Source organism: Serratia proteamaculans, assembly GCF_013337185.1.
GTDB classification, from domain to species: domain Bacteria; phylum Pseudomonadota; class Gammaproteobacteria; order Enterobacterales; family Enterobacteriaceae; genus Serratia; species Serratia proteamaculans_D.
In genome coordinates, this window is record NZ_SWDE01000009.1 from 24681 (window position 1) to 49443 (window position 24763).

A 24763-nucleotide genomic window follows, 5' to 3' on the forward strand; every position below is an offset into this window, starting at 1 on the left:
CTCACATGGAGTACCTGGATGTTTCATCTTGATACTTATGGCACGTTAGTCGCGGCAACATTGGTTTTGCTCCTTGGGGGCAAATGCGTTACCAGCATTCCTCTGTTGAGAAAATACACCATCCCCGCACCTGTCGCCGGTGGCTTACTGGTGGCGCTCCTGTTGTTAGCCCTGAAAAAGCTGGTTAACTGGGAAATCAGCTTCGATATGTCGCTGAAAGACCCGTTGATGCTGGCTTTCTTCGCCACCATCGGTCTGAATGCCAACCTGGCGCGATTGCGTGCAGGCGGCAAGGCATTAATGGTGTTCCTGTTTGTGGTGCTGGGCCTGCTGCTGGTGCAGAACGCCATCGGCATCGGCATGGCAAAAATGCTGGGTCTGGATCCGCTGATGGGTCTGATCGCCGGCTCCATCACCTTGTCCGGTGGCCATGGCACCGGGGCGGCCTGGAGCAAGCTGTTTATTGAGCGCTACGGGTTCGAAAACGCCACGGAAGTGGCGATGGCCTGTGCCACCTTCGGGCTGGTTCTGGGTGGCTTGATCGGCGGCCCGGTGGCGCGCTACCTGGTGAAGCACTCTTCCACGCCGGAAGGTACGCCGGATGACAGCGTCCAGCCAAGCGGTTTTGAAAAGCCGGAGAGCGGTCGTTTGATCACCTCGCTGGTCATGATTGAAACCATCGCCATGATCGCTATCTGTCTGAGCCTGGGTCAGCTGATTTCCGGCTTACTGAGTGGCACGGTGTTTGAACTGCCAAACTTCGTCTGCGTACTGTTTGTTGGCGTGATCCTCAGCAATACCCTGGCCTTCACCGGTTTTTATACCGTGTTTGAACGCGCGGTATCGGTACTGGGTAATGTCAGCCTGTCGCTGTTCCTGGCGATGGCGTTGATGAGCCTGCGGTTGTGGGAGCTGGCTTCACTGGCCTTGCCGATGTTGGCTATCCTTGCGGTGCAAACGCTGGTGATGGCGCTGTACGCAATTTTCGTCACCTACCGGGTGATGGGCAAAAACTACGATGCAGCGGTACTGGCCGCGGGTCACTGTGGCTTCGGTATGGGCGCGACGCCAACGGCGATCGCCAATATGCAGGCGATAACCGATCGCTTCGGCCCATCGCACCTGGCGTTTCTGGTGGTGCCTATGGTGGGGGCGTTCTTTATTGATATCGCCAACGCGATTGTGATTAAGCTGTATCTGCTGTTGCCGGTGTTCCCGGCGATTAGCTGATTAGCGGGCCGCAATAAATCATAAGGGCGCCAACTGGCGCCCTTTTCTATTTCTATAGCAGATGGTCAAGCATTGGAGTAACGCGCTTTTTCCGGTAACCAGCGTTCAATCAGGGCGTGGGCATGTTGCGGATACTGCTGATGGATATGACGAGCGACGCGTTGTACTTCCGGGATCATCGCCTGATCGCGAAGCAAATCGGCTACCTTAAACTCGGCGCTGCCGGTTTGGCGCGTGCCAAGCAGCTCCCCGGGGCCACGGATCTCAAGATCCTGCTGGGCAATGACGAAGCCGTCATTACTGTCACGCAGCACCTGCAGCCGCTTCTGTGCGGTTTTACTCAGTGGCGTTTTGTACAACAACACGCAATGCGACGCCACGGCACCACGGCCCACGCGGCCACGCAGCTGATGCAACTGTGCCAGCCCCAACCGCTCCGGGTTTTCGATGATCATCAGGCTGGCATTCGGCACGTCGACACCGACTTCGATCACCGTCGTCGCCACCAACAGCTGGAGTTCGCCTTGTTTAAAGGCCTGCATCACCGCCTGCTTCTCTTGCGCTTTCATTCGGCCATGTATCAGTGCGACTTTCAGCTCCGGCAGCGCAGTTTTCAGTTCTTCCCAGGTGGCTTCTGCGGCCTGGGCTTCGAGTAGTTCAGACTCTTCGATCAGTGTACAAACCCAATACGCTTGTCGGCCTTCTTCCAGGCAAGCGCTTTTCACCCGCTGGATGATATCGGCGCGTCGTGTATCGGGTATCGCGACGGTAGTGACCGGCGTTCTCCCCGGGGGCAGCTCGTCGATCACCGAAGTGTCGAGATCGGCATAGGCGGTCATCGCCAGAGTGCGTGGGATGGGCGTGGCGGTCATGATCAACTGATGGGCATGGAAGCCTTGCTCCTCACCCTTTTCCCACAGCGCCAGCCGCTGATGTACGCCAAAACGGTGCTGTTCGTCGATGATCACCAGTGCCAGACCGGAAAATTTCACCTGTTCCTGGAAGATGGCGTGCGTGCCGACCACCATCGACACCTGACCACTGGCAATCGCCTCTTGCTGTGCGATACGCGCCTTGCCTTTTTGCTTGCCGGCCAGCCAGCCGACTTCCAACCCCAGCGGTTCAAACCACTGGCGGAAATTGTTGGCGTGCTGTTCGGCCAGCAGCTCCGTGGGGGCCATCAATGCCACCTGTTTGCCGTGGGCGATAGCGCGTAGCGCGGCCAGTGCGGCCACCAGCGTTTTACCGGAGCCGACGTCGCCCTGTACCAGGCGCATCATCGGGAAGCCTTTTTGCATATCAGCTTCAATATCTGCTACCACGCGGTCTTGTGCGCCGGTCGGTGTAAACGGTAACTGGGAGAGAAATTGTGTTTTAAGCCGATCATCCGGCATCAGAGGCAGCGCCTGATAGCTCTGAGCGCCGGCGCGTACCGCCAGCATACTGAGGTTATGCGCTAGCAGCTCTTCCATGATCAGGCGTTTTTGCGCCGGGTGTTTGCCCTGTTCCAAATCAACCAGCTGGATATCCGGCGGCGGGCGGTGCAGGGTATGCAAAGCCTGTGGCAGGCTCATCAAACCACCGCTCAGTTCGGGCGGCAGCAGTTCGGTGATGGCGCAGGTATCCAACAGTTCCAGAGCCTGATCGGTCAGTTTGCGTAGCGTAGCCTGCCGGATGCCTTCAGTCGTTGGGTAGACCGGGGTCAGTGACTCTTGCAGCTCAACTTCACTGCTTTCCCCCTGAATACGGTATTCAGGGTGAATAATTTCTGCGCCGTGGTTGCCGCGTTTGACTTCACCATAGGCGGTTACGCGACGGCCGGTTGCCAGGCTGTTTTTCATCGCCGCATTGAAGTTGAAGAAGCGCATGGTGAGCAGGCCGGTACCGTCACTGATCTGGCAGGTCAGCATTCGTCGACGGCCAAAACTGATGTCCGTACGCAGTACTTCACCTTCCACCGTGGCAAAAATGCCCGGTTGCAGGTCGTTTATTGGGTAGAGGCGGGTGCGGTCTTCGTAGCGCAGCGGCAGGTGTAGCAGCAAATCCTGAATGGTTTCCAGGCCAATTTTGGCCAGTTTTCCCGCCTGGCTGGCACCCACGCCGGAAAGTGTGGTGAGTGGGACAGCGTCCAGCAGGCGGCCTTTCATTTGCGAACCGTCGCTTGCATGGCTGCCCACCATTCGGCATCGGCGACCACCTGGCCCTGTTCATCAATGTGCGGACGCGGCAGTCTTTTACGTTTGGCCACGTTGGCCAGCACCGGATAACCGCCTTCAAACAGCAGGCGCTGTTGTTCTTCCTGGTCGAGCATGCTGTGCTCACGGCGATACAGACCGGCATTTTGCCGCTGGCGTTGCGCTTCGTACAGGATCAATGCTGAGGCGACCGACACGTTGAGTGATTGCACCATGCCGATCATCGGAATGATGATGTCCTGATCGGCCAGTGCCAGCGCTTCTTCGGTAATACCGGTTTTTTCCTGGCCCAGCAGCACGCAGGTCGGGCGGGTGTAATCCACCTCGCGGAAGTCTACTGCGCGCGCGGAGAGGTTGGTTGCCAGGATCTGCATACCCTGATCTTTCAGATGGGTCACGGCGTCGACAATGGTGGGATGGGTTTTGACATTCACCCAACTGTTGCTGCCGGCAGCGGAGGAAACCAGGGTGCGCATGCGTGGGGTGGGCCACACGGCATGCACCTGATGCACGCCGACGGCGTCGGCGGTGCGGATAATGGCGGAGACGTTATGCGGTTTGTGAACCTGTTCCAGGCAGACGGTTAAATCCGGCTGCCGGGTGGCCAGCATTTCACAAATCCGCGCATAGCGTTCAGGGCTCATAAGCGCTAATTTCGGTTACGGTTAACTTTAATCACATCCGGCATGATACGGATTTTACGCATAATATTTGCCAGATGGATGCGATCGCGGGTTGTCAGGCGGATAAATGCACTATAAACCCGGCCGTCTTTTTCTTCGGTATTCAGGCTTTGAATATTGGACTCAGCCGCATTGATGGCTGCCGTCAGGTTGGCCAGCGCCCCCTGATGATTAAACATGTCCACTTTGATCTCGGCGATGAATTCCTGCTCGATATCTTGATCCCACTCTACTGCCATGAATTTTTCAGGTTCTTTCTGGTAGCCGCGGATATTTCGGCAGGACTCATGGTGGATCACCAGGCCTTTGCCTGGGCTGACGTGGGCGATGATCGGATCGCCTGGAATAGGTCGGCAACACTTGGCGAAGGTGATCAACACGCCGTCTGAGCCCTTGATCGCCAGGTTACGAACCCCAGAAGAAGTCCCCAGATTCGACTGGTCACCCTGCAGGTTTTTCGCTACCACTACGCTCATGGCATTGCCCAGGCCAATCTCAGCCAACAGGTCGTCCAGCGTCGCCAGTTTCATGCGATCCAACTCGTGTTGGATATTTTCTGCCGGAACCTCTGCCAGTTTGCGGCTGCCGCCCAACGCATGATTTAACAAGCGACGGCCAAGGCCGACCGAATCGTCGCGCTTGAGGTTTTTCAGCATCTGGCGGATTTTTGCGCGCGCTTTTGAGCTGACGACAAAGTTCAGCCAGGCGGCGTTAGGTCGTGCGCCCGGAGCCGTGATGATTTCGACAGTTTGCCCGCTGGTCAATGACTGTGACAGCGGATATGGCTGACGGTCAACACGTGCGCCAACACAGGCGTGGCCGATATCGGTGTGCACCGCGTAGGCGAAGTCGACCGGCGTTGCGCCCGCAGGCAATTCAACAATGCGGCCTTCCGGGGTGAAAACGTAAATCTCATCCGGGAACAGATCGGATTTTACGCTCTCGATAAATTCAAACGAACTGCCGGCGCTTTGTTGCAGCTCCAGCAAGCTCTGCATCCAGCGCTGAGCGCGGATTTGTGCGGTGGTGCCGGTTTCACCCTGTTCTTTTTCTTTATAAGCCCAGTGCGCGGCGACCCCCATTTCGGCCATCTGATCCATATCTTCGGTACGGATCTGCACCTCAACAGGTACGCCGTGTGGGCCGATCAGTGATGTGTGCAGCGATTGATAGCCGTTGGCCTTGGGAATGGCGATATAGTCTTTGACCCTGCCCGGACGCGGTTTGTACAGGCTGTGAGCCTGGCCCAGCACGCGGTAGCAGGTGTCGACTTCCTTCACGATCACCCGGAACGCGTAGATATCCATAATCGAATGGAAACGCTGTTCTTTCAGGTGCATCTTGAGGTAGATGGAATACAGATGTTTTTCCCGCCCGCTGACGCGGCAGGGAATGCCGGCCTCGGTCAGTCGCCCTTCGATCTCGGAGAGAATCTTCTGGATCATCTCTTTACGGTTACCGCGTGCGGCTTTCACCACTTCTTTGATTACGCGATAACGGTTCGGATACAACGCCTCAAAGCCCAGCTCTTCCAGCTCGGTTTTCAGGTGGTGAATACCCAGACGATGGGCCAGAGGGCTGTAGATTTCCAGGGTTTCACGCGCGATACGCCGCCGTTTGTCAGGACGCAGCGAACCGAGAGTGCGCATGTTGTGCGTACGGTCGGCCAGCTTGATCAGCACGACGCGGATATCCTGCACCATCGCCATGATCATCTTGCGGAAGTTTTCCGCCTGAGCTTCTTTTTTATCCTGGAACTTCAGCTTGTCGAGCTTGGATACGCCTTCAACCAGTTCGGCAACGCTTTTGCCGAATAGCTGTTCCATATCCTGGTAGGTGGCCGGGGTATCTTCGATGACGTCGTGCAGCAGTGCTGCCATCAGCGTCTCATGATCGAGACGCATTTCCGCCAGAATGCAGGCCACGGCAACCGGGTGAGTAATGTAGGGCTCACCACTGGAGCGTGTCTGTCCCTCGTGAGCATCACGTGCAACGAGGTATGCCTGTTTGAGGCGCTTAATCTGCTCCTCAGGCAGGTAACGTTGAATCAGCAGATTCAGGCTTTCAAACAGGTACAAAGGCAGACTCGCAGTCTAATTAACGACGACCTTCAGCAATGGCGGTAACCGCTTGAATCTCTGCGGCTTCCTGCTCTTGCTGCTCCTGACGATCACGAACATCGAGGATTTGGCTGGTGATCAGGCCTTCTTCGATTTCGCGCAGCGCGATAACGGTGTACTTGTCGTTTTCTTCCGGAACAAGTGCATCTTTACCGCCAGTCTGGATTTGACGTGCCCGACGAGCAGCGACCAACACCAGGTCAAAACGGTTACCAATTTTCTCTACAGCGTCTTGAACAGTTACGCGTGCCATATTTGTGCTACTCCACAGGTGACGAAAAGACTGGGCATAATACTGAAACTGTCTTCAGTCTGCCAATAGTTTGCTGATTAAAGCGTCATGCCGCAGTAATTGGCGGCCTAAACGCAGGCGTTCGGCGCGAATAATGGTTTTCAGATCGGATAGGGCCAGATCGAAATCATCGTTCACGATTAAATAATCATACTCCGCGTAGTGCGCCATTTCTGCCACGGCCTGCGCCATGCGTTTGGCGATCACTTCATCCGAGTCTTGCCCGCGGCCACGCAGGCGGCGGCCAAGTTCGTCCTTCGACGGCGGCAAAATAAAGATGCTGCGCGCCTGTGGCATTTTGGCGCGAATTTGCTGCGCGCCCTGCCAGTCGATATCCAGGAAAACGTCTACACCGGTCGACAACACTTGCTCAATGGCGGCGCGTGAGGTCCCGTAATAGTTGCCGAACACTTCGGCGTGCTCAAGAAACGCATCCTGCTCAATCATTTGGCAGAATTCATCTTTTGAGACGAAGAAATAATGATCGCCGTGCTGTTCACCCGGGCGGCTGTCGCGCGTGGTGTGCGAAACCGAAACCTGCGTGTCGTACAGCGGTTGGGTCTTTAACAAAGCCTGAATCAGACTTGATTTCCCTGCGCCACTGGGGGCAGAGACAATATAAAGCGTGCCTTGAGCCATGATGATGTTCGTTGATAGCGGTTGATATGCCAATAACAGCGGATGAGTATTTTCTCCGCACAGTATACACGGCTAACGAGCCGGATGCAGCGTTAGCTCGCATTTTGCCCGCTGCTTTGTGCTGAAAAAACCTCAAACTGGCGAGTTTGCGCAGCGTATCGCTAAGTTTTGGCAGTTTTCTGCAACGCGATCTGCTTTTCTCGAGGTGTTTTGCAGAACGGCAGTTTGGTCATTGCCGTGTTTCCACTTCCCGGATTTACTGCCGGTTATCAGGGAGGTGCGCAATGCAAAAGAGTGTCATGAGGATCGGGATGATCCTGCTGGGCTGTTTGGCGTTTAGTGGGTCGCTGTGGGCGGAGACTTGCCCGACATGGCGGCCGGAGAGGCTGCAACTGGAGATAACCACGTTAAAAAACCAGCTTGAGCGCTGGGATGTGGCTTATTACCAACAGGGAAACAGTTTAATTGAGGATGAAGTTTACGACAGCCTGCGGAAAAAGCTGCGGCTGTGGCTAGGTTGCGCCGGGCTGGCACCGGCAGATGAATCTGTTCCGCTTTTACCGATGGGCAAGGTGGTGCATCCGGTCGCGCATACCGGATTACGTAAATTGCCGGATACAGCCGCCGTGGCTCAATGGCTAGAGGGCCGTAGCGATCTCTGGGTTCAGCCAAAGGTGGACGGTGTGGCCATTACCCTGGTTTATCGTGATGGAGAACTGGCGGCGGCGATCAGTCGGGGAAATGGGCTAAAAGGAGAGAACTGGCTGGAGAAAGTACGTGAGATACCGGCGGTACCCACCAGTATCAAGGGGGCTCCACAGGCGCTGACTTTGCAAGGTGAGCTGTTCCTGATGGTGAACGGTCATCAACAGAAGGTCAGTGGCGGCATCAATGCCCGGGCCAGGGTTGCCGGTGCATTGATGAAAAAGCAGCGTTCGCCGCTATTGCAACAGGTTGGCCTGTTTGTCTGGGCTTGGCCAGACGGTCCGCAGGCCATGCCGCAGCGTTTGCAACAACTTGCGGCAATGGGATTCCCCTTGGCCCTGGCTTACTCGCAACCGGTGAAATCATTGGCGCAAGTGCAGCAATGGCGGGAGCACTGGTACCAGGCTGCTTTGCCCTTTGTTACCGATGGTGTGGTGATTCATCAGGCGCGTTCACCGCAGGGCAGGTATTGGCAAGCGAAGCCCGGTGATTGGGCCGTGGCCTGGAAATATCCACCGGTGCAGCAGGTTACGCAGGTCAATGGGGTCGATTTCAATGTGGGTCGTACCGGGAAAATTGCCGTGGTACTGAGGCTTGAGCCTGTCAGGCTGGACGACAAATGGGTGTCACGGGTTAATCTCGGTTCGCTGTCACGTTGGCGGCAGTGGGCAGTTGCGCCAGGAGATCAAGTGGCGATAAGCCTGATGGGGCACGGTATTCCCCATCTGAATAAGGTGGTCTGGCGGGTAAAAGAAAGGTCGGTGCCCAGTGCGCCATCTGCAGATCATTATCATCCGTTGAGTTGTTTTAGTTGGCGGCCGGATTGCCGTCAGCAATTTCTTGCCCGGCTGGTGTGGCTAAGTGGTCGACAGGGGTTAAATCTGCACGGCGTCAGTGAATCCACCTGGCAGACTTTAATCGAGCAGGGGTTGGTACGGCATCTGTTGGACTGGCTGGTGCTGACGCCGGAACAGTTGATCTCTGCCCCTGGTATTGGTGATAAGCGAGGGCAGAGTATTTACCGGCAATTTCAGTTGGCGCGGCAGCAGCCATTTTCCCGCTGGTTAATTGCTTTAGGTGCGCCATTGTCTCCACAGCAAGCGGTGACGTTGAAAAGCTGGCATCAGGCCCAGCAACGGCCAACCGAGGCGTGGCGGACAGTTGCTGGTATTGGTATAAAAAGGGCGCGGCAGATTACTGATTTTCTCCAGCATCCACCACTGTTGGCATTAGTCAATACGCTAGAGACCCAGGAAATAGCCGGCTTTGTCCCTGAGGCGGTTCCTGTTAATGGTCCGGATGCTGGTAATTAAATACCGGCAGCCCCAAACGAAAACGCAGGGCGAGCAAGCGGGCGCTGAGGCCGACGACCAGCGTGATGATCACTACCAGATTATGCGGTAGGCTAAAGTGTTGCAGGCCGATGTACAGCCAGGCGGCGCCAAAGGAAATACCGGCATAGATTTCTTTCTGAAAGACCAGTGGAATACGGTTGCAGAGCATATCGCGCAGTACACCGCCGAACACACCGGTGATTACGGCGGCAATCGCGGCAATGATGGCGCCGTGACCCATATCCAATGCGACTTGCGCGCCGATGATTGAAAACACAATCAGGCCAACGGCATCCAAAACCAGGAACAGACGGCGCAGGTGACGCATCAGGGGGGCCAGCCAGGTAGTGACAATCGCCGCAATGGCGACAATAACGATGTATTCAGGATGTTTGACCCACCCCAGTGGGAAATGCCCTAGCAGCATATCGCGCACTGAACCACCGCCGATCGCGGTGGCCGAAGCGATAATAATTACGCCAAACATATCCATCTGGCGACGGCCTGCGGCCAGTGCGCCGGTCATGGCTTCGGCGGTGATGCCAATGATATAAAGAATGCTCAGTAACATAAGGTATTCACAGGATGGGCGGGAATGAGTGTAATGGTGGAAGGGTAATCGCCGACGGGGCAGATCGCTACTGAGTTTTTCTAACCGGTTACGCTTCGGATTACTTTAATTAATCCATTAATGATTTTTTTAACTTGTTTATTGCCTTTTATAGGCTTTTATAGGCTTTTATTGCTAATCGATGCATTAGAAATTCAGTGTTAGTTTCTATGGCTGACTATATTTATTGCAGTAGGTCCGAGGCCGCTGGTCGACAACGGATAATGGCATTCACTGAGGAACATAAAGATAAATGAAAAATACTCCCCTGCTGGCGACGGCTTTAACTGCGATCTTACTGTTGAGCGGTTGCGTTGCTCCGGCTCCAAACACTGCGCAGCAAAAGTCTGCGATTTGCACCTTGGGCGATCCTATGACGCAAACCACGCTTTATTTTGGTCTGAATCGCCCGACGGGGCCGGTGATTAGCGCAGCAGAGTGGCAGCGTTTTGTTGACCAGCAAGTGACGCCGCGCTTTAAAGATGGGCTGTCGGTATTTGATGCCAAAGGGCAGTGGCTGGGTAATGACGGCAAGCTGGCACGTGAGAACAGCAAAGCGCTGATGCTGATCCATGCACCGGGCAAGGAAAGTGAAACCAATATCGAAGCGCTGCGTAGCCGCTATAAGCAACAGTTTGCCCAGGATTCTGTGATGCGGGTTGATACTCCGGTCTGTGTCGCGTTCTGATGAAGTCCCGGCCCGCAGGCCGGGATAGGCTTACAGTACCAACCCGGCGATTGCCGCCGAAAGCAGGCTAACCAGCGTTGAGCCGTAAACCAGCTTCAGGCCAAAACGAGAAACCACGTTGCCCTGTCGCTCGTTAAGCCCTTTGATTGCCCCGGCCACGATGCCGATAGAGGCAAAGTTGGCGAAGGACACCAGGAATACCGACAGAATGCCCAGGCCGCGTGGTGTTAGCTCCGCCGCAATTTTCTTCAGTTCAATCATTGCTACAAATTCATTGGCTACCAGCTTGGTCGCCATGATGCTGCCAGCCCGCAGCGCATCCGGTGCCGGGATGCCGATTAGCCAGGCCAGCGGATAGAATACATAACCCAGGATCTGCTGGAAGCTGATACCGAACACGGCGGAGAACAGGGCGTTTACCGCAGAAATCAGTGCAATAAAACCGATCAGCATGGCAGCGATAATCATCGCAATTTTGAAGCCCGCTAAAATGTACTCCCCCAGCATTTCAAAGAAGCTCTGATCTTCATGCAGCTTGCTCAGCTTAAGCTCAGGTTCATCGTCCAACTGATAGGGGTTGATGATCGACAAAATGATAAAGGTACTGAACATATTAAGGATCAACGCAGCGACTACGTATTGCGCATCGATCATCGACATATAGGCGCCAACGATGGACATGGAGACTGTCGACATGGCAGTTGCCGCCATGGTGTACATGCGGCGCGGCGAGATATCGCCAATGATGCCCTTATAGGCGATAAAGTTTTCCGATTGTCCGAGCACCAGCGTGCTGACGGCGTTGAAAGATTCCAGCTTGCCCATGCCGTTAACCTTGGACAGCAGGGTGCCGACCACACGGATAACCAGCGGCAGAATGCGGAAATGCTGCAAAATACCGATTAGCGCGGAAATAAAGATAATCGGGCACAAAACCCCAAGGAAGATAAACGCCAACCCATCTTTGCTCATGCCGCCAAACACAAAGTCGGAGCCTTGTGCGGCGTATGTCAGCAGCGTTTCAAAGAAGCCGGCGACGTGTTTGATGACGCTAAGGCCACTTTCTGAATGCAGGAAGAAATAGGCGAGTGCGCCTTCGATGACCAGAAGCTGAATAATATAGCGCAGGCGGATTTTCTTGCGGTCGTTGCTGACCAGCAGTGCCAGGGCGATGATCACCACCAGGGCAAAAATAAATTGCAGAATTTGCGGCATAAAGGGTCCGTACGGCTTGCGGGCATGAAAAAACACATTTAGCCACAGCTTGGCCCACCTTTCATTACCTTAGGTGATAATTGGAATAAAATACTATCAGTCAGCGAGATAAGTTACCCATTGCCACCCGTGCCCACTCGGTCGCAGTTTTTCATAAACCCAGGTCGATCCGCATCCGATGTGGTTTTTGCGTTATGGCGCGCAAAGGTTCGCCTCTGCCAGGGTTGTTGCATAACGGCCTGGAGCCCAATGCTCAGAATGCACAACGGGTTGTTCTAATAGATTGGTTTATTAAGGAGTAACCACGAAAATAGCCTGACATTTTTTCGTAGAAGATCAGCGATTTTTTTCTCAGGATGAGGAGACAGATGATGAACACCAGTACCTTATTGCGGGCATTAGCTAATGGCGTTAATCCCGATACCGGCGAGTTATTGAAACCTGCCTCAATGGCCAGTTCGCCGGAAGCGATACGCCTTTTGTTCGCTCTGGCCGAGGAGTTTCAGAGTGAAACTGAGCGCCAGAAAAAAACCAAGCTAACGCCTGAGGAAAGGCGACAGAAGAATATTTTCGAGGGGCGGCCGGCAAAATCTTATTTCCCCTGGGATGAAGAAGAGAAGCAGCGGTTGCAGGAAAGCCATGCAGCCGGTATGACGCTGGAGATGATGAGCAGTGAATTTGAACGTTCGACCTGGGGCATTGCCGTTCAACTGCAGAAAATGGGATTGATTACCGAAGAGCAGGCCGCTGGTTTACCCAGAGCCTAGCTCTAAAAAAGCCCGCTGACGCGGGCTTTAAACGAATGAAGGAACACATCACTCGATATTCTGGATCTGTTCGCGCATCTGCTCGATCAACACCTTCAGCTCGATGGCGGAAGTGGTGACGTCGGCATTGATGGACTTGGATGCCAGGGTGTTAGATTCGCGGTTGAACTCCTGCATCATAAAGTCGAGGCGACGGCCGACGGCTTCTTTCTTCTTCAGGATGTTGTGCGTTTCTTTTACGTGCGCTTCCAGGCGATCCAGCTCTTCGGCGACGTCAACACGCTGCGCCATCAACACCAGTTCCTGTTCCAGACGGGTATTTTCCAGCTGTACCTGAGCTTCTTCCAGCTTGCTGACCAGACGCTCACGCTGCCATTGCAGAATGTTTGGCATCTGGGCACGTACCTTGATCACTTCGGCGCTAACGCCGTCCAAACGCTGTTCAATCAGCGCTTTCAGTGCGGTACCTTCGCTTTCGCGAGCAATAATGAAGTCATCCAGTGCGCCGTCCAGCGCCTGCATTAGCTGTGCGCTGATAGCGTCCAGATCCTGCTCCTGGGCAGACATCACGCCTGGCCAACGCAGTACGTCGATAGGATCAATTTCCCCTTCGTCGCTTTGCATTTTTACCCAGTTGGCGGCTTCAACCAGCTGTTTTGCCAGTTTTTCGTTCAGGATCATTGAGCTTTGTGCGCTCGGATCCAGTTCGAAGCGCAGGTTGCACTCCACTTTGCCACGGGTCAGGCGGCCACGAATACGTTCGCGGATCACCGGTTCCAGGCTGCGGAACTGCTCCGGCAGGCGGATGTAGGTTTCTAGATAGCGTTGGTTCACGGAACGCAGCTCCCAAGCTGCGCTGCCCCATTCACCCTTGATTTCACGCCGGGCGTAGGCTGTCATGCTGCGGATCATTGATGCGTACCCGTAATAGGAAAAGATGAAGCGATTATAGCGTTGGAGATGCGGGCAGGATAGGCATTACGTCACTAAGCCCGTATAATGCGCAGCCAATCGTTGATTAGAAGCCGGAGAGAGCCCATGCGTCCTGCAGGCAGAGCACCACAACAAGTTCGCCCACTGACACTGACCCGTCACTATACCAAACATGCAGAAGGCTCAGTGCTGGTTGAGTTTGGCGATACCAAGGTTTTGTGCACCGCCACGGTAGAAGAAGGCGTTCCGCGTTTCCTGAAAGGTCAGGGCCAGGGGTGGATCACCGCTGAATACGGCATGCTGCCGCGTTCTACCCACAGCCGTAACGCCCGCGAAGCCGCAAAAGGCAAGCAGGGCGGCCGTACGCTGGAAATTCAGCGCCTGATCGCCCGTTCGCTTCGTGCAGCGGTAGATCTGAAAAAGCTCGGTGAGTTCACCATTACGCTCGACTGCGACGTCTTGCAGGCCGATGGTGGCACCCGTACCGCGTCTATTTCCGGTGCCTGTGTTGCGCTGGCCGATGCGTTAAATACGCTGGTGGCCAACGGCAAGCTGAAAGCTAATCCGATGAAAGGAATGGTAGCGGCAGTTTCCGTTGGTATCGTTAACGGCGAAGCGCTGTGCGATTTGGAGTATGTCGAAGACTCTGCGGCAGAAACCGACATGAACGTAGTGATGATGGAAGATGGCCGCATGATTGAGGTGCAGGGCACCGCCGAGGGCGAGCCGTTCAGCCACGATGAGCTATTGGCGCTGTTGGCGCTGGCCCGAGGGGGCATCGATACCATCTTCCAGGCGCAGAAAGCGGCGCTGGCAGACTAATTATTAAGGCGACTCAATAGTCGCCTTTTTTACGCCCGGCGATCGGGCGGCAGTATTAACAGATCTAACCGACCAGACGAGGAGACGCAGTAATGAAAGCCTATCAGCGCCAGTTTATCGAGTTCGCGCTTAACAAGCAGGTATTGAAATTCGGCGAGTTTACCCTGAAATCCGGCCGCACCAGCCCGTATTTCTTTAATGCCGGCCTGTTTAATACCGGGCGTGATCTCGCGCTGTTAGGGCGTTTCTATGCCGAAGCGCTGGTGGATTCCGGTATTGAGTTCGACCTGCTGTTTGGTCCGGCTTATAAAGGCATTCCGATCGCCACCACCACGGCGGTCGCATTGGCGGAACATCATGAGCGTGATGTGCCGTACTGCTTTAACCGTAAAGAAGCCAAAACCCATGGCGAAGGGGGCACGCTGGTAGGCAGCCCACTGCAGGGCCGTGTGATGCTGGTGGACGACGTCATCACTGCCGGTACGGCGATCCGTGAATCGATGGAAATCATCGGCGCTGGTGGTGCTTCGTTGGCTGGAGTATTGATTTCTCTCGATCGCCAGGAGCGCGGCCGCGCGGATATTTCTGCCATTCAGGAAGTTGAGCGTGATTATCACTGCAAGGTCATTTCCATCGTGACGCTGAAGGATTTGATTGTTTATCTGGAAGAAAAACCGGAAATGGCGGATCACCTGGCGGCAGTTCGTGCTTATCGCGAGCAGTACGGGGTTTAACGCGGGATCTACTATGCCGGGCGCATTTGACTGCGCCCGGCATAGGATTTACTGCAGTTGTGCTGCCAACAGTGGCCAGCGGCCATCGAATTCTTGCGTTGGGCGGTAGCGGAATTCAGAGCGCACATAGCGTGACAGCATGCCTTCACAGAACGCCAGTAACTGGCTTGCCAGCAACGTTTCGTCCACGATAAAGCCTTTTCCTTCCCGCAGTTTTCGTTCTTTCAACACCTGGCGTAGCTGCGCCTCGATGCGTTCAAACAGCTGGTTGATTCGCCCCTGCAGCCGATCCTGCTCAAACATTAGTGCGTGGCCGGTCATGATGCGCGTCAGGCCCGGGTTACGTTCGGCAAACCCCAGCACCAGTAACAGAATCAAACGCAGGCGGTTAAAGGTTTCTTTCTCATCCTGCAGGATCAGGTTGATGCGGGTGATCAGGCTGTCTTCAATAAACTCGATCAGACTGTCGAACATCCGTGTCTTACTTGGAAAGTGCCGGTACAGTGCAGCTTCGGAGACTCCGACGTTAGCGGCAAGTTTAGCGGTGGTAATACGCTGGCTGCCGTCGCTGGATTCCAGCATTTGGGCTAACGCCTGCAGTATTTCTTCGCGCCGGTTCCTTTTGATTTTTTCTTTTTCTGCCATGTCTGATTAGACCCTTGCTAAAACTGCTTAGACTTTCGAAAACCCGGGCACCGGCCGCTGCAGAGATTATCCCTGTGCGGCTTATGTGATAGCTTTTTTACGATGCTGGGGTCAGCGGCCTTAACGACCTGTATTCTCCGCGCGTCCTGGTCTGCGCTGAAATCGTAGCCGGCCAAACCTTGCCGTAGAGCTGTCCTTCTCTCCGGAGTGGCAAGATTTCAGGCGACGTTTCCCTGTCGGCAATCGGGTATCGCTTAGTGACGGCCGGAATGGCCAAAACCACCGGCACCACGTTCGCTGCTGTCAAATTCTTCGACCAGATTGAACTCAGCTTGCACCACTGGCACGAATACCATCTGTGCGATACGTTCGCCGGGCTCAATAGTGAAGGATTTTTGACCGCGGTTCCAGACGGAAACCATCAGTTGACCCTGATAATCGGAATCGATCAGGCCGACCAGGTTGCCCAGTACCACACCGTGTTTATGGCCCAGGCCGGAGCGTGGCAAGATCACTGCCGCAAGATCGGTATCGGCGATATGAATCGCCAGGCCGGTAGGCAGCAACTGGGTTTCACCCGGTGCCAGTTCAACGGCGCTATCCAGGCAGGCGCGCAGATCGAGCCCGGCAGAGCCCGGGGTGGCGTAGGTCGGTAATGGGAAATCCTTGCCGATACGCGGGTCCAGGATTTTAACGTCGATTTTTTTCATCATAACGGCTGACTATCTCGTCTATTAAACGTTGGCCAAGGAGTGCCTTGTCGCTCAGCGCCAGGCGCTTTTCTCCATCCTGCCAAAAAAGGTGCAAGGCATTGGTGTCACTGTTGAACCCATGCTCTGCAAGCGATACATCATTAGCGCAAATTAAATCCAGTTTCTTACGCGCCAGTTTTTGTCGCGCGTATTCTTCCACATTCTGGGTTTCGGCGGCAAACCCGACGACAAAGGGGCGCTTTTTCGTCATTGCGGCAACGCCGGCAACGATGTCGGGGTTTTTTACCATTTTGAGGATGATTTCATCACCCTGTTTTTTTATTTTTTCATCGGAAATCTGTTCCGCACGGTAATCGGCTACTGCGGCGCAAGAGATAAAAATATCTTGCGCTGCGGCGCGTTGCTGTACCGCCTGCTCCATTTCCAACGCGCTGATGACGTCTACCCGGGTGACCCAGGGAGGGGTTGGCAGATTGACCGGCCCGGCTATCAACGTGACCTGCGCACCCCTGGCGGCGGCGGCGCGGGCGATGGCAAAGCCCATTTTGCCGGAGCTGTGATTGCTGATGAAACGTACCGGATCCAAGGCTTCACGCGTCGGGCCGGCGGTGAGCATAATCTTCAAATGTTGCAGATCTTGTGGTGCAGAGAAATGGCTGTTCGCCAGTTCGACAATTTCCAGCGGATCGAGCATGCGGCCAGGGCCGATGTCACCGCAGGCCTGGCTGCCGCTGTCTGGCCCCCACAGCAGCATGCCGCGTGCCTGCAGAGTTTGCAGGTTGGCTTGGGTGGCGACGGCACGATACATCTGTTGGTTCATGGCGGGTGCAGCGGCAATGGGGGCCGCAGTGGCCAGGCAAACCGTGGTCAGCAGATCGTTGGCCATACCGGCGGCGACGCGCGCCAGCAGATCGGCGGTGGCCGGAGCCAGGATCACCAGATCTGCCCATTTACCTAGCTCGATATGACCCATTGCCGCTTCGGCGGCGGGATCCAGCAGATCGTCTGAGACCGGATGGCCGGAAACGGCCTGCAGCGTCAGCGGCGTGATAAAGGCTTTCGCCGCGTTGGTCATAATCACACGCACTTCGGCGCCTCTGTCACGCAGGCGGCGTACCAGTTCTGGGCATTTGTATGCGGCGATGCCGCCACTGATGCCAAGCACAATATGTTTGCCGGAAAGTCCCGTCATCATGATTGTCCGATTGAATCCGAAAGATGTGCCATTTTAGCATAACCGCCAGACAGGTGAGCGATTCTGCTGAGACTGCAGTGCGTTACATTGTGCTTTGCGCAGTACTTCGCAATGTTATCAATCACCTGTCGTTGGCCTCTTCGCTGCGTGGCATGCTGTGGCGTTTTCAGGGAGGCGAAGATGAGCAGTCAGGTAATCACCTTGTGGCCGGACACGCTGGCACCACGGGAAAAACTATTGCGTTACGGTGCGTCGGCACTGTCAGATGCGGAGCTGTTGGCCATTTTTCTGCGCACCGGTTTTCCTGGGGTGCATGTCATGCAACTGGCTGAACAGTTGTTGGAGCAGTTTGGCTCGCTGTATCACCTGATGTCGGCGGATCATTCGGTTTTTTGTAGCCATAAAGGGCTGGGTAATTCCAGTTATGCGCAACTGCAGGCGATTTCCGAGTTGGCGTTCCGCTTCTTTTCCAGCCATCTGGCGCAGGAAAATGCCATGCTTAATCCCAGGATGACCCAGCATTATTTGCAAAGTTTGCTGGCACATCATGAGCGGGAAGTGTTTTTGGTATTGTTTTTAGACAATCAGCACCGTGTTATTCGCCATCAGGAGATGTTTGCTGGTACCATCAGCAGCGTTGTCGTATACCCGAGAGAAATTGTGCGTGAAGCGTTGAAGGCTAATGCGGCCGCCATTATTCTGGCGCATAATCACCCTTCGGGTAAGGCGGAACCCAGTCATGCCGATCGTTTGATAACCGAGCAAGTGGTTAATGCCTGCCTGTTATTGGAAATCCGAGTGCTCGATCATTTGGTGATAGGTCGGGGTGAATGTGTCTCTTTTGCCGAGCGCGGATGGCTTTAAGCGATTTTTTCGCGATCCTTCTGGGATCTTTAGCTGTTCGGGACTTGAGCACTTACGCTTCAGAGCGTATACTACGCCACCTTTGAGAATCTTGGGTTTGGCGTAAGAGCCTATCTCAGCAGGTTTCCAACCTGATGTGTGGTTTCTAACCTGATGACGAGAGTCTCCTCAGTATGAAGTTTGCTGAGATGGGCTCTAAAAGCCTGACGAGGCGGCCATACTCTATACGAAGCTCGAGCTGATTTGATTTTTGGAGAATAGACATGTCACGAGTCTGCCAAGTTACTGGCAAGCGCCCGGTGAGCGGTAACAACCGTTCCCACGCAATGAACGCGACCAAACGCCGTTTTCTGCCGAACCTGCACTCACACCGTTTTTGGGTTGAGGCTGAGAAGCGCTTTGTAACGCTGCGTGTATCTGCTAAAGGTATGCGTGTTATTGATAAGAAGGGTATTGAGACGGTCTTGGCCGATCTGCGTACCCGTGGTGAGAAGTATTAAGGAACTGCATCATGGCTAAAGGTGTTCGCGAGAAGATCAAGCTGGTTTCTTCTGCTGGTACTGGTCACTTCTATACCACCACGAAGAACAAGCGTACTAAGCCGGAAAAATTGGAACTGAAGAAATTCGATCCAGTTGTCCGCCAGCACGTGATCTACAAAGAAGCTAAAATTAAATAATTTTAGTGGATTAATAAAAACCCGGCCTCGGCCGGGTTTTTTGCGTTATAAGAGTAGAAAACCGACAGGAGAGCGCCAGATGCCTGAATTACCAGAAGTTGAAACCAGCCGCCGCGGTATTGAACCTTACCTGGTGGGTCATAGCATTCAGTATGCCGTGGTACGCAATGCGTGCCTGCGTTGGCCGGTCTCCGAGCAAATTCTGGCGTTGAGCGACCAGCCGGTACTTAGCGTACAGCGTCGCGCCAAGTATCTGCTGATTGAACTGGCTAGCGGCTGGATTATCGTCCATCTGGGGATGTCAGGCAGCCTGCGGATGTTGGCGGAAGAAACCGAGGCTGGAAAGCACGACCACGTCGATCTGGTGATCAGCAATGGCATGACGCTACGTTATACCGATCCGCGCCGTTTTGGTGCCTGGCTATGGTGTGACGACCTGGCGACCAGCAATGTGCTGGCTCACCTTGGGCCGGAACCCTTGAGTGAAGCCTTTACCGCTGCCTACCTGTACGAAAAATCACGCAACAAGCGGACGCTACTCAAACCCTGGCTGATGGATAACAAGCTGGTAGTGGGGGTGGGTAATATCTATGCCAGTGAATCGCTATTTACCGCCAGGATCCTGCCTGACCGGCCTGCAGGCTCGCTGAGCAAGGTCGAGGCCGAAGTCTTGGTGGAAACCATTAAAGCGGTATTGCTGCGTTCTATTGAGCAGGGTGGCACCACGCTGCGTGATTTCCTGCAGTCGGATGGCAAACCGGGGTATTTTGCGCAGGAATTGCAGGTTTATGGCCGTGCGGGTGAGCCTTGCCGCGCGTGCGGTACGCCGATTGAATCCGCCAAGCACGGGCAGCGTAGCACTTTCTTCTGCCCACGCTGCCAGCGTTGATTATTGTGCGGCCAGCTTTTCGAACAATGCCTGAGTGACCACTGCCGGCAGGAAAGGGGCGATGTCACCGCCGTGACGCGCCACTTCTTTCACCAGCGAGGACGAGATAAACGACCACTCTTCGGAAGGCATCAGGAATACGCTTTCCAGCGTCGGCATCAAATGGCGATTCATATTGGCCAACTGTAGTTCATATTCAAAATCAGAAACCGCACGCAGGCCGCGAACCAGAATATTGGCATTCTGATGGGCAGCGAAATGCGCCATCAGTTCACTGAACCCCAGCACTTCCACATTATCCAGATGAGATGTCACCTGGCTGGCTAAAGCTACGCGCTCTTCCAGTGTGAACAGCGGCTTTTTACTCGGGCTGGCGGCAATCGCCAAAATGACGTGATCGAACATCAATGACGCACGGGTTACCAAATCCAGGTGGCCGTTGGTCATGGGGTCGAAAGTACCGGGATAAATGGCTTTACGGGTCATGATTCACTTCTCTGAAAAGTTGCGGCCCAATGCCCAGAGTGCGGCATATTTATTGAAAGTATATTGCGCGTTGACCACGGCTAACAGCAACCCCTGTTTACCGTCCAGGAAGCCGGCACGCAATAGCCAGGTCTTGCAGAAGGCGCCAACAGTGTGGGTTATTATCGAGAGATAGCCGCAGCGCTTGCCGGCCTGGTGGCGTTGATTGGCCCATTCTTCGGCATAACGTAGCTGTTTGCGTTGGAAGGCAAAAAAGTCGCGACAGGTCAGGTGCAGTAGATCGCCATTAAGAGGCACCACTTTCGCCCCGTTGATATTGAGCGACTCATGCACCAGATTATCGTTATAGCGATAGCGCTGGTTGGCGTACAACCGGTTGACGCGATCCGGGTACCAGCCGCTGTGACGCATAAAACGTCCGAGGAACAGGTTGCGGCGTGCGCAGCTGTAGACTTGATTATCGTCCGGCGCGGTCAACGTTTGTTCAATTGACTGGCGCAGCTCCGGTGTAACGCGTTCGTCGGCGTCGATCATCAGAATATAGTCGTGGCTGGCGTAACTCTGAGCCAGTTGACGCTGTTTGCCAAACCCCTGCCAGTCGATGTGGGTGAATACTTTGGCGCCCAAACTTTCAGCCACGGCGACGCTGTCATCCTGACTGCCTGAGTCGAGCATGACAATTTCATCTGCCCAGGCTACGGATTGCAGACAATCCGGCAGCAGCCCGGCTTCGTTCTTGGCGATAATCACCACCGACAGGCTTTTGCGCTCGCTCATTTAATGGCTCCGAGGCGGCAGGTGCGGTTCTAACAATTGCAGCAGGCGCTGCAGCGCTCCCTGATTTTGATACAGCACTTCTACCGCGTGGCGGCCGTAATAGCGGCGATAGTCTTCGTCGGTGAGTAGCGTAGCCACTTCCTTGACCAGCGAATCCTCATCGGTCACGGTGATCAGGCCTTCGGCCTGTGACAGCTTGGCGCAGATATCCTTGAAGTTGAAGATATGTGGCCCCATCAGCACCGGGATGGCGTGCGCAGCAGCTTCCAGCGGGTTATGTCCACCGCGCTCCACCAGGCTGCCGCCAACGAAGGCCAGATCGGCAATGCCGTACAGCAGCATCAGCTCGCCCATGGTATCGCCGATCACCACCTGGGTACCGCCTGACGGAATTTCACCACTGCTACGCAGGGTGTAGCTGAAGCCGGCTTTTTGCACCAGCTCTTTGGCTGTAGGGAAGCGTTCTGGGTGACGTGGCACCAGGATCAGCAGCAGGTCAGGGTGTTTTTCCAACAGTCTACGGTGTGCGGCCAGCAGAATGCTTTCTTCACCTTCGTGGGTGCTGGTGGCGATCCACACCGGGCGACGCGGCGCCCATTGGCGGCGTAACGTGATTGCGCGCGCAGCCAACTCTGGCGTAACGGAAATATCGAATTTCAGGCTGCCGGTTACAGTCAGTTGTGAGCGTTTCAGGCCAAGTTCGACAAAACGCTCGCCATCTTCCTGATTTTGCGCGGCGATCAACGTAATGCGGCGCAGCATATCGCGGACAAAACCGCCGATTTTTTTATAGCCTGCGGCAGAGCGGGCGGAAAGTCGGGCGTTGGCGATCACCAGAGGGATCTGACGCTGATGCAGGGCGTTAATCAGATTGGGCCACAGCTCGGTTTCCATGATGATAACCAGCTTGGGGTTCACCTGATCCAGGAAACGGCGCATCGAGCCGGGCAGGTCATAAGGGAGATAAACATGATGAACGTCTTTACCGAAGGCGGACTGCACGCGTTCTGAACCAGTCGGCGTCATGGTGGTCACAGTAATCGGTAAATAGGGGTAGCGGTGGCGTAACGCGCGAACCAACGGGATGGCGGCCAGCGTTTCACCCACGGAGACAGAATGCAGCATGATGCCGCCCGGTACGACTTTTCCGGCGCAGAAGCCATAGCGTTCTGCCCAGCGTTTACGGTAGGCTGGAGCTTTGCGGCTGCGCAACAGTAAGCGGAGCCAGATCAGGGGTTGGATGAGGTAGAGTAGTACCTGATATAAACGCAGCAACATTCTATCAATTTCATTTATATGGGTTATTCAGAATAGTACCATAACTGGAAGGGAAAGGCGCTAATTTGGTAACCTTGGGTGTCAGTTTCAGACAACAGGCGAGAGATTTCGCTGATAGGCTTGGAATGAAGAATATTTTAATTATTCGCCGCGATAATATTGGCGATCTTGTTTGTACCACTCCGCTGATCGAAGGGGTGAAAATTGCCTATCCGGATGCCAAACTTTATCTGTTAATCAATAAAGTCAGTCAGGATGTTGTTAAAAATAACCCGCACCTTGAAAAGGTTTTCGTCTATAAAAAGGCCAAGCACAAGGCGAAAAATGAAACCACGTTGGGGGTTTATTTCGAACGCCTGATGATTTTCCTTAAACTGCGCAAAATAAAATTTGATGCAGCGATCCTGGCCAACCCGGTTCCCTGCAAGTACAGCCTGCGATTGGCGAAAATGGCGGGGATCAGCAATATTATTGGCGCTGACTTGGGCACGGCTGATATTCATCATCCTTTTCGTAAGGAGAATTTCAGCGGCAAGCATCAGGTAGAGCACACTTACAGCTACCTTTCGGCGATTACTGACCAGAGCATTCCGATCCCGCCGGTACGGGTGTACCTGACGGCTGAAGAGCGCCAGCAGGCGGCGCAGCGTTTGCAAAAATGCTTACCACCGGTCGAGCGAGTTTTTGCGGTGCATATCAGCAGTCGCAGCCCTAAGCGGCGCTGGCCGATCGAACGCTATGCCGAAATTATCAACCGCTTACTCGCCGATCAGAATACGGCGGTACTGATTTTCTGGTCTCCTCAGGGCACGTTAACGCCGGATGATGTTGGCGATCAGAAACGCGCAGAGCAGTTGTTGGCGCTATGTCAGAGTGAGCGTGTGGCGCTGTACCCAACGGCGTCGGTGCGTGAACTGCTGGCCGGTTTTGATTTATGCGACAGGGTGCTGTGCAGCGATGGTGGGCAGATGCATCTGGCCGCCGCGTTGAATAAAGACATGGTGGTGTTCTTTGGCGATACGGATAAAGAGTCCTGGCATCCATGGACTGGTCGCTATCAGATCCTGCAAACCGAATCGGGCGACTGTATTGATGTTTCTGTGGAAGACGTCTGGCAAAAAATACAGACGTTAAATTAATTAAAGATGAGGCAGGGATCCCCTGCCTTATTTATTTTTTGAGTGCCAGATATTGCTGACAAATAGGCTCTAGTCCATAACTCAATAGTTGTTGGTAATTAATCTCTGGTGGGTTGGCATAAATATCTGTCATTTTTTCCGCCAGTGATTTTTCATTGAGTTCCGCCAGTGCGTTATCCATTCCCGCTTTTTCCAGAATTTCCGCAGGCCCGCCGGGGCAACGGGTACTGACTACTGGGGTACCACAGAGCAGCGCTTCCACCAGCACGTTACCAAAGCCTTCGCTGTCGGAGCTAAGTACCAGCAGCGATGCGTGCCGAATAAACGGGTAGGGATTGGCCTGGAAGCCGAGGAACAGCACGCGGTCTGCGATACCCAACTGGTTTGCCAGCTGTTTCACTTCCCCTACGCTGGCTTCGTTGCCGGTGCCAATCAACGCCAGCGGGGCTTTTATGCCCGATTGCGCATAGGCTTTTAGTAGGCGGTCGTGGCGCTTATGAGGATGAAACCGTCCGACGTGTACCAGATAATCTTTGCCTGCCAGCTCGCAGGGTTCCGCTGCCTGCTGCTCGATGGCGGCAATATCAAAAGGATTATTGATCACCGCCAATCTGTTTGGGCGGATCGGCAAATTCTGCTGCAAGTCGTTGCCCACGGCTTGTGAGACGGCAACGATATTTCTGCCCTGGTAAACCCCGGCGATTTTCCGTTGTTTCAGCCAACGATCCAGCCCCTTGCGATGGCCCAGATAAGAGGTCGACAGAATACCGTGAATGCAGAACCACAGGCGGTCTGACGAGAGCAATTTGCTGCGGCTGACGATGCGATCGGTTTTATGCAGATTCGAGAACACCAAATCATAGGCACCCTGTTGGCGCTCATTGTCGGCGATCGCCCGATCCAGCGCGGCGGCGCGGCGTGACAGTTCGGTCAGTTTGCGCCATGGCGAACGGCTGCTGTCCGCGACCACCTGATAGTGAATGCCTGCGGGGATCGGGTAGTTACAGACATCGCGCAATGAAATCAGACTGACGTCATGGCCCATTTGCTGCATTCCCTGGCACAGGGTCAGAACCACTTTTTCAGCGCCTCCGCCGGGCAGGCCGTCGATTATCATCAGAATACGCATAG

Annotated in this window: 26 protein-coding genes; 11 read left to right on the forward strand and 15 right to left on the reverse strand. The window is 54.6% G+C overall.

From position 1 onward, the window contains the following. Window positions 1–18 precede the first annotated feature (18 nt). Entirely contained in the window at window positions 19–1230 is a 1212-nt protein-coding gene (gene gltS / locus FCL49_RS23305; protein ID WP_174355324.1) for a sodium/glutamate symporter, read from the forward strand. A 65-nt stretch (window positions 1231–1295) separates the two neighbouring features. On the opposite strand, the gene recG is transcribed toward gltS, so the two are convergent. From recG to gmk, 5 genes are read right to left on the reverse strand one after another with little or no spacing between them, the layout of a single operon-like run. Next, a complete protein-coding gene (gene recG, locus FCL49_RS23310; RefSeq protein WP_174355325.1) occupies window positions 1296–3377 on the reverse strand; it encodes an ATP-dependent DNA helicase RecG in 2082 nt (693 codons plus the stop codon). Then, window positions 3374–4069: a tRNA (guanosine(18)-2'-O)-methyltransferase TrmH gene (gene trmH, locus FCL49_RS23315; protein WP_174355326.1), complete on the reverse strand. Its 696-nt coding sequence runs from the start codon at window positions 4067–4069 to the stop codon at window positions 3374–3376. Before trmH ends, recG begins: the two co-directional genes overlap by 4 nt. A 5-nt stretch (window positions 4070–4074) precedes the next feature. After that, on the reverse strand, window positions 4075–6186 hold the full coding sequence (gene spoT, locus FCL49_RS23320) for a bifunctional GTP diphosphokinase/guanosine-3',5'-bis pyrophosphate 3'-pyrophosphohydrolase (RefSeq protein WP_153858506.1): 2112 nt from the start codon (window positions 6184–6186) through the stop codon (window positions 4075–4077). A gap of 19 nt (window positions 6187–6205) precedes the next feature. After that, window positions 6206–6481 carry a DNA-directed RNA polymerase subunit omega gene (gene rpoZ, locus FCL49_RS23325; protein WP_004953385.1) on the reverse strand — a complete coding sequence of 92 codons (276 nt, stop codon included), beginning with the start codon at window positions 6479–6481 and terminating at the stop codon, window positions 6206–6208. Between the two features lie 54 nt (window positions 6482–6535). Continuing rightward, complete coding sequence (gene gmk, locus FCL49_RS23330) at window positions 6536–7159, reverse strand: guanylate kinase (protein WP_012147536.1); 624 nt, start codon at window positions 7157–7159, stop codon at window positions 6536–6538. Window positions 7160–7443: 284 nt separating this feature from the next. Between gmk and ligB the strand changes: the two genes are divergently transcribed. Continuing rightward, window positions 7444–9177 (forward strand): NAD-dependent DNA ligase LigB, encoded by a 1734-nt coding sequence (gene ligB / locus FCL49_RS23335; RefSeq protein ID WP_254611138.1) that lies wholly within the window; start codon window positions 7444–7446, stop codon window positions 9175–9177. On the opposite strand, the gene FCL49_RS23340 is transcribed toward ligB, so the two are convergent. Beyond that, window positions 9152–9769 carry a trimeric intracellular cation channel family protein gene (locus tag FCL49_RS23340; RefSeq protein ID WP_012147533.1) on the reverse strand — a complete coding sequence of 206 codons (618 nt, stop codon included), beginning with the start codon at window positions 9767–9769 and terminating at the stop codon, window positions 9152–9154. The genes ligB and FCL49_RS23340 overlap by 26 nt on opposite strands. Window positions 9770–10061: 292 nt before the next feature. Here FCL49_RS23340 and FCL49_RS23345 point away from each other — a divergent pair, with 292 nt between their 5' ends. Further along, the gene (locus FCL49_RS23345; RefSeq protein ID WP_174355327.1) at window positions 10062–10496 is read left to right on the forward strand and encodes a DUF3574 domain-containing protein; all 435 of its coding nucleotides are present in this window, start codon (window positions 10062–10064) and stop codon (window positions 10494–10496) included. A 30-nt stretch (window positions 10497–10526) separates the two neighbouring features. Here the strand turns inward: FCL49_RS23345 and FCL49_RS23350 are convergent, their stop codons facing one another. Then, window positions 10527–11711, reverse strand: a complete 1185-nt coding sequence (locus FCL49_RS23350; protein ID WP_174355328.1) for a NupC/NupG family nucleoside CNT transporter — start codon at window positions 11709–11711, stop codon at window positions 10527–10529. Window positions 11712–12082: 371 nt separating this feature from the next. Here FCL49_RS23350 and FCL49_RS23355 point away from each other — a divergent pair, with 371 nt between their 5' ends. Continuing rightward, window positions 12083–12478, forward strand: coding sequence for a hypothetical protein (locus FCL49_RS23355; RefSeq protein WP_167796701.1), 396 nt, complete (start codon window positions 12083–12085; stop codon window positions 12476–12478). A gap of 48 nt (window positions 12479–12526) precedes the next feature. Here the strand turns inward: FCL49_RS23355 and FCL49_RS23360 are convergent, their stop codons facing one another. After that, a complete protein-coding gene (locus FCL49_RS23360) occupies window positions 12527–13390 on the reverse strand; it encodes a YicC/YloC family endoribonuclease (RefSeq protein ID WP_174355329.1) in 864 nt (287 codons plus the stop codon). Window positions 13391–13516: 126 nt separating this feature from the next. Here FCL49_RS23360 and rph point away from each other — a divergent pair, with 126 nt between their 5' ends. Together rph and pyrE are read left to right on the forward strand one after the other, a co-directional pair. Next, window positions 13517–14233 carry a ribonuclease PH gene (gene rph, locus FCL49_RS23365; protein WP_135318542.1) on the forward strand — a complete coding sequence of 239 codons (717 nt, stop codon included), beginning with the start codon at window positions 13517–13519 and terminating at the stop codon, window positions 14231–14233. 92 nt (window positions 14234–14325) lie between these two features. Continuing rightward, a complete protein-coding gene (pyrE, locus tag FCL49_RS23370) occupies window positions 14326–14967 on the forward strand; it encodes an orotate phosphoribosyltransferase (protein ID WP_174355330.1) in 642 nt (213 codons plus the stop codon). Window positions 14968–15015: 48 nt separating this feature from the next. On the opposite strand, the gene slmA is transcribed toward pyrE, so the two are convergent. The 3 genes from slmA to coaBC form a co-directional block, all read right to left on the reverse strand. Then, entirely contained in the window at window positions 15016–15612 is a 597-nt protein-coding gene (slmA, locus tag FCL49_RS23375; RefSeq protein WP_012147516.1) for a nucleoid occlusion factor SlmA, read from the reverse strand. Window positions 15613–15866: 254 nt separating this feature from the next. After that, window positions 15867–16325, reverse strand: coding sequence for a dUTP diphosphatase (dut, locus tag FCL49_RS23380; RefSeq protein WP_012147515.1), 459 nt, complete (start codon window positions 16323–16325; stop codon window positions 15867–15869). After that, window positions 16303–17520 (reverse strand): bifunctional phosphopantothenoylcysteine decarboxylase/phosphopantothenate--cysteine ligase CoaBC, encoded by a 1218-nt coding sequence (coaBC, locus tag FCL49_RS23385; RefSeq protein WP_174355331.1) that lies wholly within the window; start codon window positions 17518–17520, stop codon window positions 16303–16305. The genes dut and coaBC overlap by 23 nt, the downstream gene beginning before the upstream one ends. A gap of 180 nt (window positions 17521–17700) precedes the next feature. On the opposite strand from coaBC, the gene radC reads away from it, so the two are divergent. The 4 genes from radC to mutM all read left to right on the forward strand — a co-directional run bounded on the left by radC (window position 17701) and on the right by mutM (window position 19952). Then, the gene (gene radC, locus FCL49_RS23390) at window positions 17701–18384 is read left to right on the forward strand and encodes a RadC family protein (protein WP_135318541.1); all 684 of its coding nucleotides are present in this window, start codon (window positions 17701–17703) and stop codon (window positions 18382–18384) included. Between the two features lie 263 nt (window positions 18385–18647). Next, a complete protein-coding gene (rpmB, locus tag FCL49_RS23395; protein WP_004953342.1) occupies window positions 18648–18884 on the forward strand; it encodes a 50S ribosomal protein L28 in 237 nt (78 codons plus the stop codon). A gap of 11 nt (window positions 18885–18895) precedes the next feature. After that, a complete protein-coding gene (gene rpmG / locus FCL49_RS23400) occupies window positions 18896–19063 on the forward strand; it encodes a 50S ribosomal protein L33 (RefSeq protein WP_004392084.1) in 168 nt (55 codons plus the stop codon). A gap of 79 nt (window positions 19064–19142) precedes the next feature. Beyond that, window positions 19143–19952, forward strand: coding sequence for a bifunctional DNA-formamidopyrimidine glycosylase/DNA-(apurinic or apyrimidinic site) lyase (mutM, locus tag FCL49_RS23405; RefSeq protein ID WP_174355332.1), 810 nt, complete (start codon window positions 19143–19145; stop codon window positions 19950–19952). On the opposite strand, the gene coaD is transcribed toward mutM, so the two are convergent. The 3 genes from coaD to waaA are packed head-to-tail and all read right to left on the reverse strand — an operon-like array spanning window position 19953 to window position 22493. Then, window positions 19953–20438 (reverse strand): pantetheine-phosphate adenylyltransferase, encoded by a 486-nt coding sequence (gene coaD, locus FCL49_RS23410; protein ID WP_085120057.1) that lies wholly within the window; start codon window positions 20436–20438, stop codon window positions 19953–19955. 3 nt (window positions 20439–20441) lie between these two features. Next, entirely contained in the window at window positions 20442–21215 is a 774-nt protein-coding gene (locus FCL49_RS23415; RefSeq protein WP_174355333.1) for a glycosyltransferase family 2 protein, read from the reverse strand. Then, window positions 21216–22493 (reverse strand): lipid IV(A) 3-deoxy-D-manno-octulosonic acid transferase, encoded by a 1278-nt coding sequence (waaA, locus tag FCL49_RS23420; RefSeq protein ID WP_174355334.1) that lies wholly within the window; start codon window positions 22491–22493, stop codon window positions 21216–21218. A gap of 125 nt (window positions 22494–22618) precedes the next feature. On the opposite strand from waaA, the gene FCL49_RS23425 reads away from it, so the two are divergent. Next, window positions 22619–23632 carry a glycosyltransferase family 9 protein gene (locus FCL49_RS23425; RefSeq protein WP_174355335.1) on the forward strand — a complete coding sequence of 338 codons (1014 nt, stop codon included), beginning with the start codon at window positions 22619–22621 and terminating at the stop codon, window positions 23630–23632. Window positions 23633–23663: 31 nt separating this feature from the next. Here the strand turns inward: FCL49_RS23425 and FCL49_RS23430 are convergent, their stop codons facing one another. Continuing rightward, entirely contained in the window at window positions 23664–24761 is a 1098-nt protein-coding gene (locus FCL49_RS23430) for a glycosyltransferase (protein WP_174355336.1), read from the reverse strand. Window positions 24762–24763: the final 2 nt, after the last annotated feature.